Annotated in this window: 9 protein-coding genes and 1 tRNA gene; 9 read left to right on the forward strand and 1 reads right to left on the reverse strand. The window is 70.2% G+C overall.

The window, feature by feature from the left end; genetic code table 11:
- Nucleotides 1-111 precede the first annotated feature (111 nt).
- Both ACFSL4_RS00980 and ACFSL4_RS00985 read left to right on the forward strand, forming a co-directional pair.
- Nucleotides 112-774, forward strand: a complete 663-nt coding sequence (locus tag ACFSL4_RS00980) for a DegT/DnrJ/EryC1/StrS family aminotransferase (RefSeq protein ID WP_381077168.1) — start codon at nt 112-114, stop codon at nt 772-774.
- Nucleotides 775-857: 83 nt separating this feature from the next.
- A tRNA-Thr gene (locus ACFSL4_RS00985) sits at nt 858-930 on the forward strand.
- Between the two features lie 79 nt (nt 931-1,009).
- On the opposite strand, the gene ACFSL4_RS00990 is transcribed toward ACFSL4_RS00985, so the two are convergent.
- The gene (locus tag ACFSL4_RS00990; protein WP_381077171.1) at nt 1,010-3,757 is read right to left on the reverse strand and encodes a SpoIIE family protein phosphatase; all 2,748 of its coding nucleotides are present in this window, start codon (nt 3,755-3,757) and stop codon (nt 1,010-1,012) included.
- A 377-nt stretch (nt 3,758-4,134) separates the two neighbouring features.
- On the opposite strand from ACFSL4_RS00990, the gene ACFSL4_RS00995 reads away from it, so the two are divergent.
- The 7 genes from ACFSL4_RS00995 to ACFSL4_RS01025 all read left to right on the forward strand — a co-directional run bounded on the left by ACFSL4_RS00995 (nt 4,135) and on the right by ACFSL4_RS01025 (nt 17,507).
- Nucleotides 4,135-9,594, forward strand: a complete 5,460-nt coding sequence (locus ACFSL4_RS00995; RefSeq protein ID WP_381077075.1) for a HAMP domain-containing protein — start codon at nt 4,135-4,137, stop codon at nt 9,592-9,594.
- Nucleotides 9,595-9,871: 277 nt separating this feature from the next.
- Nucleotides 9,872-10,552, forward strand: a complete 681-nt coding sequence (locus tag ACFSL4_RS01000; RefSeq protein ID WP_381077078.1) for a response regulator — start codon at nt 9,872-9,874, stop codon at nt 10,550-10,552.
- A 134-nt stretch (nt 10,553-10,686) separates the two neighbouring features.
- Nucleotides 10,687-13,425 carry a DNA translocase FtsK gene (locus ACFSL4_RS01005; RefSeq protein WP_381077080.1) on the forward strand — a complete coding sequence of 913 codons (2,739 nt, stop codon included), beginning with the start codon at nt 10,687-10,689 and terminating at the stop codon, nt 13,423-13,425.
- 299 nt (nt 13,426-13,724) lie between these two features.
- A complete protein-coding gene (locus ACFSL4_RS01010; RefSeq protein ID WP_381077082.1) occupies nt 13,725-14,594 on the forward strand; it encodes a helix-turn-helix domain-containing protein in 870 nt (289 codons plus the stop codon).
- 128 nt (nt 14,595-14,722) lie between these two features.
- Complete coding sequence (gene rimO, locus ACFSL4_RS01015) at nt 14,723-16,195, forward strand: 30S ribosomal protein S12 methylthiotransferase RimO (RefSeq protein ID WP_381077085.1); 1,473 nt, start codon at nt 14,723-14,725, stop codon at nt 16,193-16,195.
- Nucleotides 16,192-16,965: a CDP-diacylglycerol--glycerol-3-phosphate 3-phosphatidyltransferase gene (gene pgsA, locus ACFSL4_RS01020; protein ID WP_381077087.1), complete on the forward strand. Its 774-nt coding sequence runs from the start codon at nt 16,192-16,194 to the stop codon at nt 16,963-16,965. The genes rimO and pgsA overlap by 4 nt, the downstream gene beginning before the upstream one ends.
- The gene (locus ACFSL4_RS01025; RefSeq protein ID WP_381077089.1) at nt 16,962-17,507 is read left to right on the forward strand and encodes a CinA family protein; all 546 of its coding nucleotides are present in this window, start codon (nt 16,962-16,964) and stop codon (nt 17,505-17,507) included. Before pgsA ends, ACFSL4_RS01025 begins: the two co-directional genes overlap by 4 nt.
- Nucleotides 17,508-17,594 lie beyond the last annotated feature (87 nt).

The raw sequence follows: 17,594 nt of genomic DNA on the forward strand, positions 1-17,594 counted from the left end.
AATAGTGAGAGCTGGTCCCCGGACTTCGGTTCGGGGACCAGCTTTTTTGCGTTGCGCGTCACTTTGCGTTCACTTTGCCGTATGAGCATGCGACCCATGGGTACAGCTGGAATGCTCGGGGCCGCGGCCGTGGGTCCCGGTGACGAGGTCATCGTGCCGGCCTTCGGGACCATCGAGGTGGCGGAGGCCGTGACCCTGGCCGGTGCGACACCGGTCTTCGCCGACATCGACCCCGCGACGTACTGCCTCGACCCCGCCGCCGTCGAGGCCGTGGTGACCCCGCGGACCGCCGCTGTCGTGGTGGTCCACCGATTCGGTCGGCCGGCCGACGTCGCGGGACTGCACGAGGTCGGGCGGCGGCACGGGTTTCTGGTGCTGGAGCAGGGGGAGTCCGAGACGCCGTACGCCGAGGTGGCGCAGCGCCGCGAGCGGGCCGCCTATCTCGACCGGCGGCTGCGGGGCGTGCGGACGCCTGAGAGCGCGGGTGGGCACACCTACCAGCAGTACGTCGTGCGCGTGCCGGGCAACGGGCGACCCGACCGGGACGCCTTCGCTGGGGCCGTGAGAGCCAGGGGAGTCGCGTGCGGGGTGCCGGTGAAGACACCCGTGCACCGTATGCCGGGCTTCCGGCGCGATGTCTGTCTGCCCGAGACCGAGCGGGCCGCCGACGAGACGCTCTCGCTGCCGGTGGACGCCTCGCTGACGAAGCGTGAAATGCAGCGGATCGTCTCCGTGTGCAACGCGCTGGGCGGATTGCTGCAACCCGTCTTCTGAGATGTTGCCCGCGGTTGGGAGCACACGTCTGTTCGGGGTATGCTCTCTTCCGTTGTCACCGGGAATCCCCGGAAAGGCGACAGGCCCCTATAGCTCAGTCGGCAGAGCGTCTCCATGGTAAGGAGAAGGTCAACGGTTCGATTCCGTTTGGGGGCTCCGGCGGAAACGGCCTCGCCCGGCAGGGCGGGGCCGTTTTCCATGTGCGGGACCGGGCCACCCGGGTCCGGGCTTTCCCTCAGTCCTTCGGAAGGCCCGGAACGCGCATCGCGAGAATGGCCATGTCGTCCGAGGGGGCGTCGGAGGCGAAGCGTTCCACCGCACGCATGATGCGGGCGGCCACCGCGCCCGCCGTGAGGCCCGTGCAGGTCGTCAGGACGTCCACGAGACCGTCGTCGCCCAGCATGCGTGTGCCCTCCCGGCGCTCGGTGACGCCGTCCGTGACGCACAGCAGGACGTCACCCGGATCGAGCGTCACCGTCTGCTCGTACAGTTCGAGGTCCTCCATGACACCGAGCAGCGGCTGCGGTTCGGCGGCCGGCTCCACTGCGCCGTCCTGGCGCAGCCGGAGGGGGAGCGGATGGCCCGCGCAGACCACCTTCAGGAGGGCGCTGCCGTCCTCTTGCGGCCACAACTCGCCGTAGAGCAGCGTCAGGAAGCGGCTGCGGGCGCCCTCGTCGAGGATGGCGGAGTTGAGGCGCTCCAGGACCGCCGGGCCGCCGAAGCCCTCGCGGGCCAGCAGACGCAGGGCGTGGCGGGCGAGGCCCGTGACGGCGGCCGCCTCCGGGCCCGTACCGCAGACGTCGCCGATGGCGAAGCCGTACGCACCGTCGCGGATCGGGAACAGGTCGTAGAAGTCGCCGCCGACCTCGTTGCCCTCGCCGGCCGCGCGGTAGATGACCTCGACCTCGACCCCGTCGACACGCGGCAACTCTGGCGGCAGCAGACTGCGCTGGAGGGACTGGCTGATGGCCGTGCGCTCCGAGTAGAGCCGGGCGTTGTCCAGTGCCAGAGCGGCCCGGCGGCTCAGGTCCTCGGCCAGCTCCAGGATTTCCTGGCGGAAGTGTTCGTCCGTCGGTTTGCCCAGCGTCAGCATGCCGATGACGCGGTTGCGGGCGACGAGGGGCAGGACGACCGTTTCGCCGCCCACCGCCGAGGCCGTCGACAATGTCGTGCCGACGCCGGAGCTGACCGTCGGGAGCTCGCTCAGGCCCAGGCTGCGCATGGAGGTGCGGAGCGCCGCCCGGTGCGCGGCCTCCGCGGGCGCCGTCCACACCCGGGCACCCGGCGTGGGGATCGGCTCCGGCGGCGGAATCTTCGCCAGGAGGGCCTTGAGGCCGTCGATGCGCTCCTCGTCCTCGTGCAGGACGTACGAGAGATAGGGCTCGGACGCCTGGTCCGCGATGGTGTAGACCGCGCACCAGGTGGCCAGGGTCGGGATCGTCATCTGGGCCATGAGTGCCAGCGTCTGGTCGCGGTCCAGGGTGCCCGCGAGGAGGTCGGACGCCTCGACGAGGAAGCTCAGGGAGCCGCGGCGCAGCCGCTCCAGCTCGCCGAGGCGCGCCGATTCCACGGCGAGGGCGATGCGGTCGGCCGCGAACTGCAGGCGCAGCGCCTCCTCGTTGGAGTACCGGGAGGGCGCCTCGGCGGCCACGCCGAGGGAACCGGTGAGGCGGCCCTCCACCTTCAGCGGCACCGTCACCACCGAACGCATGCCCGTGCCGGCCAGCAGGGGGACGGCACCCGGTACGGCAGCCAGGTCGTCGTGGACGGCCGGCATGCGGGCCGAGCCGTAGCGGCCGGGGCCGGCCTCGACCGGGACGCGGGCGAAGCGCTGGCGGGCGGAGGGCAGGCCGGTGGAGGCGCGGACCTCCAGCTCCGTCTCGTCGTCGGTGGCCAGGAGGAGGAAGGCGGCGTCGCCGTCGAGCATGTCGCGGGCGCGTTCCACCGTGCGCTGCAGCAGGCCGTCGAGGTCGTCCGGCGCGGGGGAGCCGATGAAGACCTCGAAGGGGTCCGTGGCCTGGCCGTCCGAGGCGGTCGTCGGGTCGGGGGCGGGTCCGCGCAACGGGGTCTGCAGGACGGCGCGTTCGTGGTCACGTACGAGCAGGCAGACCGTGGACGGTTCGCCGGCCGTGTCCCGGACGCGCAGATGCGAGGCGTAGACGGGGATGACACGGCCGTCCGCGCCCCGGATGCCGTAGCTGCCCTCCCAGCGTGAGAGCTGGAGCGCCTCGGCGATGCCGGTGCCGGTGCCGGGGGTGTGCGGCCACGCCGCGAGGTCGGTGAGCGGTTTGCCGATGACCTGCTCGGCCACGTACCCGAACAGGTCCTCCGCGTCCTCGCTCCAGGAGGTGAGGCAGCCGGCGCGGTCGATCTGGAGGACGGCGACGCGGACCCGGCCGTCGGCGAGCGGCAGCAGGTCGGCGGGGAGCGAGGGACCCGCCGCACGTGTGCCCACCGGGCGTTCGGGGAGGTCGAGTTGGAACCAGACCTGCTTGTGCGTGGGTGTGTACTCGACGCCCCAGCGGCCGGCCAGGGCGGCGCACAGCTGCAGGCCGCGGCCGCCCTCGCGGTCGGGGCTGCCCATGTTGACGGCTGTCGACTGCAGCGGGATCTCGCGTTCCGGATACCGGTCGGCCACCTCGATGTGGACGCCGTCGTCGCTGCGCAGGCACAGCACGTCCGCGGAGGTGCCCGCGTGGACGACGGCGTTGGTGACCAGCTCGCTGGTGAGGACCACCGCGTCGTCGATGATGTCGGCGAAGCCCCAGCCCTGGAGTGTGTCGCGGACGAAGGAGCGGGCGGTCGCGACCGATCGTCCGACGGGCTCGAAGCTGGCGGCCGCGCGCGCGGTGATCACAGAACTCCTCGTCCGGTTGTCGACGTGCAGCGCCCCCGTGCCGACCCGTTCCTGCCGAGGCAGCTGCTGGTCTCCTGTCTGCCGGGGATCCTGGGGTGGTCCCCCGGGACGCAGTCCGGTGGTCATGGTGCGGTGCCCCTCCGATGCCTGCCCGCTCGTGCTCGTGCCACCGCCCAGACCGGTCGGACCGGTGCGGCTGGACAGCCGCATGCAAGGTTACTTACCTTCGCGGTCCATGCGGATGCCGGTCGCGGGTGTTTACGTCCGTAGGGTGTGCGGAGCGTGTGCGAAGCTGCCGAACTGTTATGGCCTGGTTCAGGCATGGTGAAACACTGGGCAGGCTTGAGGTATGGGTCCGGGCAGGCCGAGTGACTTCTGTCAGGCCGGGCAGGAGCACACGCGTGCGCCTGGTACATGTGGGCGGCGCTACGCGTCGGTGACCGGTATGTCCAGCGGTAACTCTGAGCACAGCAGTGAAGGTCGACCCCTGCGGGAGGGACACAGTGGAGTCTGGCGCAGCGACGCGGGCCACGAAGACGCGCGCAAAAGGCGGACAGTCCCTGAGTAACCAGCGCAAACCACGCAATGGAACCACCGCGGTGGACACGGCGGCCCTCAACCGGCTGCTGGCGGCCCTCGTGTCGATGAGGGACGGCAATTTCCGGAAGCGGCTGACGGTCTCCGGCGACGGGGTGATGGCCGAGATCGCCGCCGTCTTCAACGAGGTGGCCGACCGGAACCTGCATCTGACCGGCGAGCTGGCGCGGGTGCGGCGTGTGGTGGGGCGTGAGGGAAAGCTCACGGAGCGGCTGGAGACGGGGGCCAGCGAGGGTTCCTGGGCGGCCGCCATCGACGCCTCCAACGCCCTCGTGGACGATCTCGTACGCCCCGTCTCCGAGGTCGGCCGGGTGCTGACCGCGGTGGCCGAGGGCGATCTGTCGCCGCGCATGGAGCTGCGGACGGCGGGGCCGGACGGGACCGGGCATCCGCTGCGCGGCGAGTTCCTGAAGGTCGGCCGCACCGTCAACAATCTCGTCGACCAGCTGTCGACGTTCACCGACGAGGTCACCCGGGTGGCCAGTGAGGTGGGCACCGAGGGCAAGCTGGGCGGCCAGGCGCGGGTGCGCGGGATGTCCGGTTCCTGGAAGGACCTCACGGACTCCGTCAACACGATGGCCTACCGGCTGACCGCGCAGGTGCGCGACATCGCTCTGGTGACCACGGCCGTCGCCAAGGGTGACCTGTCGCGGAAGGTCACGGTCCACGTGGCCGGTGAGATGCTGGAGCTGAAGAACACCGTCAACACGATGGTGGACCAGCTGTCCTCGTTCTCCTCCGAGGTGACGCGGGTCGCCCGCGAGGTGGGCACCGAGGGCGAGCTGGGCGGCCAGGCGCAGGTGCCCGGTGTGGCCGGCGTGTGGAAGGACCTCACCGACTCGGTGAACCTGATGGCGGGCAATCTGACCGCTCAGGTACGCGGGATCGCGGAGGTGACGACCGCGGTCGCCAACGGCGACCTGTCCCGGAAGGTGACCGTCTCGGCGCGCGGCGAGGTCGCCCAGCTCGCCGAGACGATCAACCAGATGACCGAGACGCTGCGCACCTTCGCGGACGAGGTCACCCGCGTCGCCAACGAGGTCGGCGGCGAGGGCCGGCTCGGCGGCCAGGCGAATGTGCCCGGTGCGGCGGGGACGTGGAAGGACCTCACCGATTCGGTGAACACGGTCTTCCGGAATCTGACCACCCAGGTGCGGGACATCGCCGCCGTGACGACAGCCGTCGCCAGTGGCGATCTGTCGCAGAAGGTCACGGTCGACGTGGCCGGCGAGATGCTGGAGCTGAAGAACACCGTCAACGGGATGGTGGACCAGCTGTCCGCCTTCGGTTCCGAGGTCACCCGGGTGGCGCGGGAGATCGGCGTCGAGGGCGAGCTGGGCGGCCAGGCGCAGGTGCCCGGCGCCGCAGGCACCTGGAAGGACCTCACCGACTCGGTCAACACGGCATTCCGCAACCTGACGGGCCAGGTCCGCAACATCGCCCAGGTGACGACGGCGGTGGCCAACGGCGATCTGTCGCAGAAGGTCACCGTGGACGTCTCCGGCGAGATGCTCCAGCTGAAGAACACCGTGAACACGATGGTGGACCAGCTCTCCGCGTTCGCCGACCAGGTCACGCGCATGGCCCGGGACGTCGGCACGGAGGGCCGCCTGGGCGGCCAGGCCGTGGTGCCGGGCGTCAGCGGCACGTGGAAGGAACTCACCGACTCCGTCAACTTCATGGCGGGCAACCTCACCTCCCAGGTGCGGCAGATCGCCCAGGTCACCACGGCGGTGGCCCGGGGCGACCTGTCGCAGAAGATCGACGTGGACGCGCGCGGCGAGATCCTGGAGCTGAAGAACACCGTCAACAATCTGGTCGACCAGCTCTCCGAGTTCGCCGAGCAGGTCACGCGGGTGGCGCGTGAGGTGGGCACGGAGGGCCGGCTCGGCGGCCAGGCGCAGGTGCCGGGCGTCGCCGGGGTGTGGCGCGATCTGACCGACTCCGTCAACGGCATGGCGGGCAACCTCACCACCCAGGTGCGCAACATCGCCCAGGTGGCGACCGCGGTGGCCCGGGGCGACCTGTCCCAGAAGATCACCGTGGACGCCAAGGGCGAGATCCTGGAGCTGAAGAACACCGTCAACACGATGGTCGACCAGCTCTCGAACTTCGCCGAGCAGGTCACGCGGGTGGCGCGAGAGGTGGGCACCGAGGGCATCCTGGGCGGTCAGGCCGAGGTCCAGGGTGTCTCGGGCACCTGGAAGGACCTCACCCAGTCCGTGAACTTCATGGCGAACAACCTGACCATCCAGGTGCGCAACATCGCCGAGGTCACGACCGCCGTCGCCAAGGGCGACCTCTCCAAGAAGATCACCGTCGACGCCAAGGGCGAGATCCTGGAACTGGTCACCACCGTCAACACGATGGTCGACCAGCTCTCCTCCTTCGCCGAGCAGGTGACCCGGGTGGCCCGCGAGGTGGGTACCGAGGGCATCCTCGGCGGTCAGGCGCACGTGCCGGGTGTCACGGGCATCTGGGAGGACCTCAGCGACAACGTCAACCTGATGGCCAATAACCTCACCATGCAGGTGCGCAACATCTCCCAGGTCGCGGCGGCCGTCGCCAACGGCGACCTGACACGGACGGTGACGATCGAGGCGCGCGGCGAGGTCGCGCAGCTCGCCGACACCTTCAACACCATGGTGAAGACGCTGAGTTCGTTCGCCGACCAGGTCACCAAGGTGGCCCGTGAGGTGGGCACGGACGGCATCCTCGGGGGCCAGGCGTACGTGCCGGGTGTGGCGGGTACGTGGAAGGACCTCACCGAGTCCGTGAACCAGATGGCGTCCAACCTCACCGGACAGGTGCGCAACATCGCCATGGTGACCACCGCCATCGCCAAGGGTGATCTGACCAAGAAGATCGACATCGACGCGCGCGGCGAGATCCTGGAGCTCAAGACGACCATCAACACGATGGTCGACCAGCTCTCCTCCTTCGCCGAGGAGGTCACCCGGGTCGCCCGCGAGGTGGGCACGGAGGGCCAGCTCGGCGGCCAGGCGCGGGTGCGGGACGTGGACGGCACCTGGCGCGACCTGACCGAGTCGGTGAACGAGATGGCCGGGAACCTGACGCGGCAGGTGCGCGCCATCGCGCGCGTGGCGACCGCGGTGACCCGCGGCGATCTCAACCTGAAGATCGACGTGGACGCCTCCGGCGAGATCCAGGAGCTGCAGGACTACATCAACAAGATGATCGCCAACCTGCGCGACACCACGATCGCCAACAAGGAGCAGGACTGGCTCAAGGGCAACCTGGCCCGTATCTCCGCGCTGATGCAGGGCCGCCGCGACCTGGAGGACGTGGCCTCCCTGATCATGAGCGAGCTGACGCCCGTGGTCTCCGCGCAGCACGGCGCGTTCTTCCTGGCCATGCCGCTCGTCGACGGCAAGGCCGACGCGTACGAGCTGCGCATGCTGGGGTCCTACGGCTACTCCATGGGCTCCATGCCGACGTCGTTCCGGCCGGGTGAGGCCCTGATCGGCACCGCGGCCAAGGAGAAGCGCACCATCCTGGTGGAGAACGCGCCGAGCGGCTACCTGAAGATCTCCTCCGGACTCGGGGAGGCGCCGCCCGCGCAGGTCATCGTCCTTCCGGTGCTCTTCGAGGGGAAGGTGCTCGGCGTCATCGAGCTGGCGTCCTTCACCCCGTTCACCCAGATCCAGAAGGACTTCCTCAACCAGATCGCCGAGATGATCGCGACGAGCGTCAACACCATCTCCGTCAACACCAAGACGGAGGTGCTGCTGAAGCAGTCGCAGGAGCTGACCGAGCAGCTCAGGCTCAGGTCCGAGGAGTTGGAGCAGCGGCAGAAGGCCCTGCAGGCGTCCAACGCCGAACTGGAGGAGAAGGCCGAGCTGCTGGCCCAGCAGAACCGCGACATCGAGGTCAAGAACACCGAGATCGAGGAAGCACGGCAGGTCCTGGAGGAGCGCGCCGAGCAGCTCGCGGTCTCCATGCGCTACAAGAGCGAGTTCCTGGCCAACATGTCGCACGAGCTGCGCACCCCGCTCAACTCGCTGCTGATCCTGGCGAAGCTGCTCGCCGACAACGCGGAGGGGAACCTCTCCCCGAAGCAGGTGGAGTTCGCCGAGACCATCCACGGCGCCGGCTCCGACCTGCTGCAGCTGATCAACGACATCCTCGACCTGTCGAAGGTGGAGGCGGGCAAGATGGACGTCTCCCCGACGCGCATCGCACTGGTCCAGCTCGTCGACTACGTCGAGGCCACCTTCCGGCCGCTGACCGCGGAGAAGGGCCTCGACTTCTCCGTACGGGTCTCGCCGGAGCTTCCCGCCACGCTGCACACCGACGAACAGCGACTGCTGCAGGTGCTGCGCAATCTGCTGTCCAACGCGGTCAAGTTCACGGACACCGGGGCCGTCGAGCTGGTCATCCGGCCCGCGGGCGGCGACGTCCCGATGGCGATCAGGGAGCAGCTGCTGGAGGCCGGTTCGCTGCGGGACCCGGACGATGACCTGATCGCGTTCTCCGTGGCCGACACCGGCATCGGCATCGCGGCCAGCAAGATGCGGGTGATCTTCGAGGCGTTCAAGCAGGCCGACGGCACCACCAGCCGCAAGTACGGCGGCACGGGCCTCGGGCTGTCCATCTCGCGGGAGATCGCGCGGCTGCTCGGCGGCGAGATCCACGCGCAGAGCGAGCCCGGGCGCGGCTCGACGTTCACCCTGTACCTGCCGCTGCACCCGAGTGAACTGCCGCCGCAGGGCTACACGCAGCTCGCGCCCCCCTTGGAGGCCGAGGAGCTGCTGGCGTCCGAGGCGGAGCTGTCCACGCCGGACATCGAGACCCCGGCCGAGGTGAAGTCGTACCACGAGACCCAGAACGGGCCCGCGGCGCTCTTCAGGCGCCGCCGCAGGGCCGCCTCCGCGGGCGCCCACCGGGGCTCCGGCACGGGCACCGGAGCGGCCGAGGAGCAGTGGTCCGGCGAGCAGCAGGCGGCCCAGCCGCGGCAGGGCGCCCGGTTCGACAGCGAGAAGGTGCTGATCGTCGACGACGACATCCGCAACGTCTTCGCGCTCACCAGCGTCCTTGAACAGCACGGCCTGTCGGTGCTGTACGCCGAGAACGGGCGTGAGGGCATCGAGGTCCTGGAGCAGCACGACGACGTCGCGGTCGTCCTGATGGACATCATGATGCCGGAGATGGACGGGTACGCGACGACCACGGCGATCCGGCGGATGCCGCAGTTCGCCGGGCTGCCGATCATCGCGCTCACGGCGAAGGCGATGAAGGGCGACCGGGAGAAGGCCATCGAGTCGGGCGCCTCCGACTACGTGACCAAGCCGGTCGACCCCGACCATCTGCTGTCCGTGATGGAAAAGTGGATGCGTGAGCAGTGACGGGGGCCCCTAATCTTCATGTGGAGTGCCTGACGGAGCGTGGTGGGAGCCGTGTAGAAGTGCGGTGTGCGGGGAACCTTCTGGTCTCGCGCCGCGTTTCTGCTATGTGCACAGTGACATCGCGGTGACAGGGTGTGGCGACGGGCGGGGTGCGGCTACGATGACCGGCACAAGGACGGACGGCGCAAGGGAGCCGTCCCCTGGGGCGGTGCCGGGTGGCGCCGTCCCGAGTCCTGCGGACAGGGGAGGCCCCAAGCCGGGGCGAGGAGGGCGGGCCATGGTGCAGAAGGCCAAGATCCTCCTGGTCGATGACCGGCCGGAGAATCTGCTGGCGCTGGAGGCCATCCTCTCCGCGCTCGATCAGACGCTGGTCAGGGCATCGTCCGGGGAGGAAGCACTCAAGGCCCTGCTGACGGACGATTTCGCGGTCATTCTGCTGGACGTCCAGATGCCGGGTATGGATGGCTTCGAGACCGCCGCGCACATCAAGCGCCGGGAGCGGACCCGTGACATTCCGATCATCTTCCTGACCGCCATCAACCACGGCCCGCACCACACCTTCCGGGGATACGCGGCGGGCGCGGTGGACTACATCTCCAAGCCCTTCGACCCGTGGGTGCTGCGCGCCAAGGTCTCGGTGTTCGTCGAGCTCTACATGAAGAACTGCCAGCTGCGCGAGCAGGCGGCGCTGCTCCGGCTGCAGTTGGAGGGCGGCAAATCCGCGGGCGGCGAGAACAAGGAGGCGGCCGGGCTCCTGGCCGAGCTCTCCGCGCGGCTCGCGGCGGTCGAGGAGCAGGCCGAGGCGCTGTCCAAGCAGCTCGACGACGACTCGGCCGACGCGGCGGCGGTGGCCACTGCGGCCCATCTCGAACGCAAACTGACGGGGCTGCGCAGGGCGCTGGACGCCCTGGAGCCGGGCGCGGGAAGCGGTACACCGCCGGTGGCGTCGCAGAACTGACGCGTCGCCGGGTCCAGCGGGCGCACGGCCCTGCCGTCTGTCGGCCCGTCGGCCGGGCGTGGCACCTTCGTTGATCCCGCGTCAGTTTCGTGCCTCCTGTAGGGCGACACGAACGGGTGAAACAGTGGGCACGCGTGTCCGCCGTCGTCTCCACCGGTAACCTCACACTCATGGCCCCACGTCCCGCAGCCAAGAAGTCGCCGGCGAAGAAGGCCGCCGCTCCGCAGAAGGCTCCGGCGAAGAAGGCCCCCGCGAAGAAGGCCGCCGCGAAGAAGACGCCCGCCAAGAAGGCCGCGGCGAAGAAGCCGGCCCCCGCGCCGGCGCCCAACCCGACCGCGGGCGTGTACCGACTCGTACGCGCCCTCTGGCTCGGCGTCGCGCACGCCGTCGGAGCCATGCTGCGCGGTGTCGGGCGGGGCGCGAAGGGGCTCGACCCGGCGCACCGCAAGGACGGGCTCGCGCTCCTGCTGCTCGGTCTGTCGCTGGTCGTCGCCGCGGGCACCTGGGCCGATCTGCGCGGCCCCGTCGGAGACCTCGTCGAGATGCTGGTGACGGGCGCCTTCGGCCGCCTGGACCTGCTCGTGCCGATCCTGCTCGGCGCGATCGCCGTGCGCCTCATCCTGCATCCGGAGCGGCCCGACGCCAACGGGCGCATCGTCATCGGCCTGTCCGCGCTCGTCATCGGAGTGCTCGGCCAGGTGCACATCGCCTGCGGCGGCCCGGCGCGCAGTGACGGCATGCAGGCGATAAGGGACGCCGGCGGGCTCATCGGCTGGGGTGCGGCCACCCCCCTGACGTACGCCATGGGGGCCGTCCTCGCCGTACCGCTGCTCGTGCTGCTCACGTTCTTCGGCCTGCTCGTGGTCACCGCCACGCCCGTCACCGCCATCCCGCAGCGGCTGCGGCTGCTCGGCGTGAAGCTCGGGATCCTGCACGACACCGAGGACGACCTGCGCACCGAGGACGACGAACGCTACGAGGAGCAGTGGCGCGAGGCGCTGCCCCGCTCCCGGCGGCGCGGTCCCGCCCCCGAGGTGCACGCCCCGGACGGAGCCGAGCGGGAGGCCCTGTCCAGGCGCCGGAGCCGTCCGCGGCGCCCCGCCGCGCAGCAGCCGGCCGTGGGCCGGCGGATGGACGCCGTGGACGTCGCGGCCGCCGCCGCTGCCGCCCTCGACGGCGCCGTTCTGCACGGCATGCCGCCGTCCCCGATCGTCGCCGACCTCACCCAGGGCGTCAGCGTGGGCGACCGCGTGGAGACGACGCCCACGCCCGTGCCGGCCGCGCGTCCCCAGCCGGAGAAGCTCCCGGCCGCGTCCGCGGTGCCCGACCTGACCAAGGACGCCCTGCAGGAGCCCCGCGCCCTTCCACCGCGTGCCGAGCAACTCCAGCTCTCCGGTGACATCACCTACGCGCTGCCCTCCCTTGACCTGCTGGAGCGCGGCGGGCCGGGCAAGGCGCGCAGCGCCGCCAACGACGCCGTCGTCGCCTCGCTCACGAACGTCTTCACCGAGTTCAAGGTCGACGCGGCCGTCACCGGCTTCACCCGGGGCCCCACGGTCACCCGCTACGAGGTGGAGCTGGGCCCCGCCGTCAAGGTCGAGCGGATCACCGCCCTCACCAAGAACATCGCGTACGCCGTCGCCAGCCCCGATGTCCGGATCATCAGCCCGATCCCCGGGAAGTCCGCGGTCGGCATCGAGATCCCGAACACCGACCGCGAGATGGTCAACCTCGGTGATGTGCTCCGCCTGGCGGAGGCCGCCGAGGACGACCACCCGATGCTGGTTGCGCTCGGCAAGGACGTCGAGGGCGGCTATGTGATGGCGAACATCGCGAAGATGCCGCACGTGCTCGTCGCCGGCGCCACCGGCTCCGGCAAGTCGTCATGCATCAACTGCCTGATCACCTCGATCATGATCCGGGCGACCCCGGAGGACGTGCGCATGGTCCTCGTCGACCCCAAGCGCGTCGAACTGACCGCGTACGAGGGCATCCCGCACCTGATCACGCCGATCATCACCAACCCGAAAAGGGCCGCTGAGGCGCTGCAGTGGGTCGTACGGGAGATGGACCTGCGGTATGACGACCTGGCGGCGTACGGCTTCCGGCACATCGACGACTTCAACGAGGCCATCAGGAACGGCAAGGTCAAGCCGCCCGAGGGCAGTGAGCGCGAGCTGCAGCCGTACCCGTACCTGCTGGTGATCGTCGACGAGCTGGCCGACCTGATGATGGTCGCGCCGCGCGACGTCGAGGACGCGATCGTGCGTATCACTCAGCTCGCGCGGGCGGCCGGCATTCACCTGGTGCTCGCCACGCAGCGGCCGTCCGTGGACGTCGTCACCGGCCTGATCAAGGCGAACGTCCCTTCCCGCCTCGCTTTCGCCACCTCGTCCCTGGCCGACTCGCGCGTCATCCTCGACCAGCCCGGTGCCGAGAAGCTGATCGGCAAGGGCGACGGGCTCTTCCTGCCGATGGGCGCGAACAAACCGGTGCGCCTGCAGGGCGCGTTCGTCACCGAGGACGAGATCGCGGCCGTCGTCCGGCACTGCAAGGACCAGATGGCGCCGGTCTTCCGCGACGACGTCACCGTCGGATCCAAGCAGAAGAAGGAGATCGACGAGGACATCGGCGACGACCTCGACCTGCTGTGCCAGGCGGCCGAACTGGTCGTCTCCACGCAGTTCGGCTCCACCTCCATGCTCCAGCGGAAACTGCGCGTCGGGTTCGCCAAGGCCGGCCGGCTGATGGACCTCATGGAGTCGCGGAACATCGTCGGCCCCAGCGAGGGCTCCAAGGCGCGTGACGTCCTGGTGAAGCCCGACGAACTGGACGGCGTGCTCGCCGTGATCCGCGGAGAGCCGGGGCCGTAGCGGGATCCGGACGGCCGCGCCCGCCGTACGGGTGGGCGGCTGGGCCGTCCGGGTGCGGCTGTACGGAACCCGCCGCACCCGGACGCCCGACCGTGACCTACTCGTAAGTGATCCGTGAGCAACCGTTTCCCTTTGTCGCACGTCAAGTTGGGGGAAGGATCAGATACATGTCCCAGCATCAGGATGACCGGCCATTCTGATGGCGTACAAAGTCCTACCGCCGGGTTGCCCCACCCTTTCGTACCACCCCTAGACTGAACTTCCAGCACAGGTGGCTACACGCTCGAAAGGCGCCCCCCGTGTCCATCGGCAACTCCCCTGACGGCAACTCCCCTGAGGACGCACGTCCGTTCGAAGACGACCGTGAAGGCGCCGGTGCGTCGGATCGGCCCTCCATCGGCCGCGCTCTGCAACAGGCGCGCATCGCGGCCGGGCTGACCGTCGACGACGTCAGCAACGCCACCCGGGTCCGTATCGCCATCGTGCACGCGATCGAACACGACGACTTCACCCCCTGCGGCGGTGACGTCTACGCCCGCGGTCACCTCCGCACGCTCGCGCGGGCGGTGCACCTCGATCCGGCCCCGCTGCTGGAGCAGTACGCCGCCGAGCACGGCGGAGGGCTCGCCCCGACCCCGGCGACCCCGATCTTCGAGGCGGAGCGCATCCGCCCCGAGCGGCGCGGGCCCAACTGGACCGCGGCCATGGTCGCGGCGATCGTCGTGGTCATCGGCTTCGTCGGGTTCACCCTGATCGACGGCGGCGGCAGCGGGGACGGCACGAAGACACAGGTCGCCAAGGGCTCCACACCGAGCACCGGCAAGTCCGCCTCGCCCTCGCCCAAGGGCAGCAAGCCCGCCGGCCAGAAGCCCGAGCCGTCCGACAGCGCCATCGCGGCCGCGCCCCGGGACAAGGTCACCGTCCAGGTGAGCGCCACCGACGGCCGCAGCTGGATCTCCGCCAAGGACCACAACGGCCGGACCCTCTTCGACGGACTGCTCAGGCAGGGCGACTCGCAGACCTTCCAGGACAAGGAGAAGATCGACCTCGTCCTCGGCGACGCGGGCGCCATCGAGCTGTACGTCAACGGAAAGAAGATCCAGGACGACTTCCAGCCCGGTCAGGTCGAGCGCCTGACCTACACGAAGGGCGACCCCGTCACCGGGTGACGGACGCCCGCGGCACCCGGAGGTGCCCAGGCGGTACTCAAGGGGCAGGGACACACGGGGTTGGCCAAGATCAGATCGGCCAACCCCGTCGACGTGGGCCGTCAGCGGGACGAAGTAGTCTTGAGCCCATGCCTGAACGCCGTACCGTCGCACTCGTCACCCTTGGCTGCGCCCGTAACGAGGTGGACTCGGAGGAGCTCGCAGGCCGTCTGGAGGCGGACGGCTGGCAACTCGTGGAGGACGCCGCGGAGGCGGACGTCGCCGTCGTGAACACGTGCGGCTTCGTCGAGGCCGCGAAGAAGGACTCGGTCGACGCCCTGCTGGAAGCCAACGACCTCAAGGACCACGGCAGAACCCAGGCCGTCGTGGCGGTGGGCTGCATGGCCGAGCGGTACGGCAAGGAGCTCGCCGAGGCCCTCCCCGAGGCGGACGGCGTGCTCGGCTTCGACGACTACGCGGACATCTCCGACCGCCTCCGGACCATCCTGGCTGGCGGCATCCACGCCTCCCACACCCCGCGCGACCGGCGCAAGCTGCTGCCGGTCAGCCCGGTGGAGCGGCAGTCCGTCTCCGACGTGGCCCTCCCGGGGCACGGCGCGCCCTCCGACCTGCCGGAGGGCGTGGCTCCGCAGTCCGGCCCCCGTGCGCCCCTGCGCCGCAGGCTCGACGGTTCACCCGTCGCCTCGGTGAAGCTCGCCTCCGGCTGCGACCGGCGCTGCTCCTTCTGCGCCATCCCGTCCTTCCGCGGCTCCTTCGTCTCACGCCGCCCGAGCGACGTGCTGAACGAGACGCGGTGGCTGGCCGAGCAGGGCGTCAAGGAGATCATGCTGGTCTCCGAGAACAACACCTCCTACGGCAAGGACCTGGGCGACATCCGCCTCCTGGAGTCACTGCTGCCCGACCTGTGCGAGGTGGACGGGATCGAGCGCGTCCGCGTCAGCTATCTGCAGCCCGCTGAGATGCGCCCCGGGCTGATCGACGTGCTGACCTCCACCCCGAAGGTGGCGCCCTACTTCGACCTGTCCTTCCAGCACTCCGCGCCAGGCGTGCTGCGCGCGATGCGGCGCTTCGGCGACACCGACCGCTTCCTGGAACTGCTGGACACCATCCGCGCCAGGGTCCCGCAGGCCGGGGTGCGCTCCAACTTCATCGTGGGCTTCCCCGGCGAGAGCGAGGCCGACCTGGCCGAACTGGAGCGCTTCCTGAACGGTGCCCGGCTGGACGCGATCGGTGTCTTCGGCTACTCCGACGAGGAGGGAACGGAAGCGGCGACGTACGACGGCAAGCTCGACGAGGATGTCGTCGCCGAGCGGCTGGCCCGCGTCTCCCGGCTCGCAGAGCAACTGGTGTCGCAGCGCGCCGAGGAGCGCGTCGGCGAGACCGTGCACGTGCTCGTGGAGTCCCTGGACGAGGAGGAGGGTGCCTGCGGCCGCGCCGCCCACCAGGCGCCCGAGACGGACGGCCAGGTGCTGTTCACCATGGCGGAAGGTCTCGCCGTCGGCCGTATGGCCGAGGCGAAGGTGGTCGGTACGGAGGGTGTCGACCTGGTGGCCGAGCCCCTCGCGGGTTCGGCCGGGTGTGCTGAGGAGGCGGGCAGATGACCGGAATCCCGGCATCCGCGGCGGGCGGCTCCTCCTCCGGTGCGCGGGGAGCGGCGTCCGCGGCGGGCGCCGCGGCCCAGGGCGCGTCCGCCCAGAGCGGCTCCGGCGTCGCGGACGCGGCCCGGGCCGAGGAGGGTGCGCGGTCGGTGCGGGGCGGCAAGCTGACGGCGGCCGCGGTCAACCAGGCCAGCGTCTGGAACGTGGCCAACCTCCTGACGATGCTCCGCCTGCTTCTTGTGCCGGGCTTCGTCGCACTGATGCTGGCGGGGGGCGGATACGACCCCGCGTGGCGCGCGCTCGCCTGGGCGGCCTTCGCCATCGCCATGATCACCGACCTGTTCGACGGCCATCTGGCCCGCACGTACAACCTCGTCACCGACTTCGGGAAGATCGCCGACCCCATCGCCGACAAGGCGATCATGGGCGCGGCGCTGATCTGCCTGTCCGCGCTCGGTGACCTGCCCTGGTGGGTGACGGTGGTGATCCTGGGCCGGGAGCTCGGCATCACCCTGCTGCGCTTCCTGGTGATCCGCTACGGCGTCATCCCGGCGAGCCGCGGCGGCAAGCTGAAGACGCTGACGCAGGGCGTGGCCGTCGGCATGTACGTCCTGGCGCTGACGGGGTGGCTTGCGACGCTGCGTTTCTGGGTGATGGGTGTGGCGATCGTCCTGACGGTCGTCAGCGGTCTCGACTATGTGAGACAGGCCATTGTGCTGCGCAGGCGCGGAATCGCCGAGCGCCGAGCCGCGGTGGAGGAGGCGGAAGGGTGAATCCCGTGGCCGCCGACGTGCTGCGACTACTCATGGTGAGGGGTGAGACGCTCGCCGTCGCCGAGTCGCTGACCGGTGGTCTGGTGGCCGCGGAGATCACGGCGGTGCCCGGCGCCTCCAAGGTCTTCCGCGGTTCCGTCACCGCGTACGCCACCGATCTGAAGCGGGACGTCCTGGGCGTCGACGGCGCCCTGCTGGCCGCGCGCGGAGCGGTGGATCCGCAGGTCGTGGCCCAGATGGCGGCCGGTGTGCGCATGGCGCTCGGCGCGGACTGGGGGCTCGCGACGACCGGCGTGGCCGGGCCCGAACCGCAGGACGGGCAGCCGGTCGGCACGGTCTTCGTGGCCGTCGACGGGCCGTTCGAAGGGGTTTCCGGCGAACACGCCGGCGGAAAAGTGGCCTCGCTGCGGTTGAACGGCGACCGTGCGGAAATCCGTATGGAGAGTGTACGGAGCGTACTCACACTGCTCCTGAAAGAGCTTACGGGCGAACAGGCCGGGAATGAGCGGGCACAGGATACGGAACAGAACGGGGGGACTTGATGTTTGCAGCCCTTAGTGAACACAACAGCGCTCCCCGCACGGCCGCGGCGCAAGGCGGTACGGTGGGGCGTGAAGGATGCGGTTTCG

Origin of the sequence: Streptomyces caeni, assembly GCF_042678285.1 — a bacterium.
GTDB classification, from domain to species: domain Bacteria; phylum Actinomycetota; class Actinomycetes; order Streptomycetales; family Streptomycetaceae; genus Streptomyces; species Streptomyces caeni.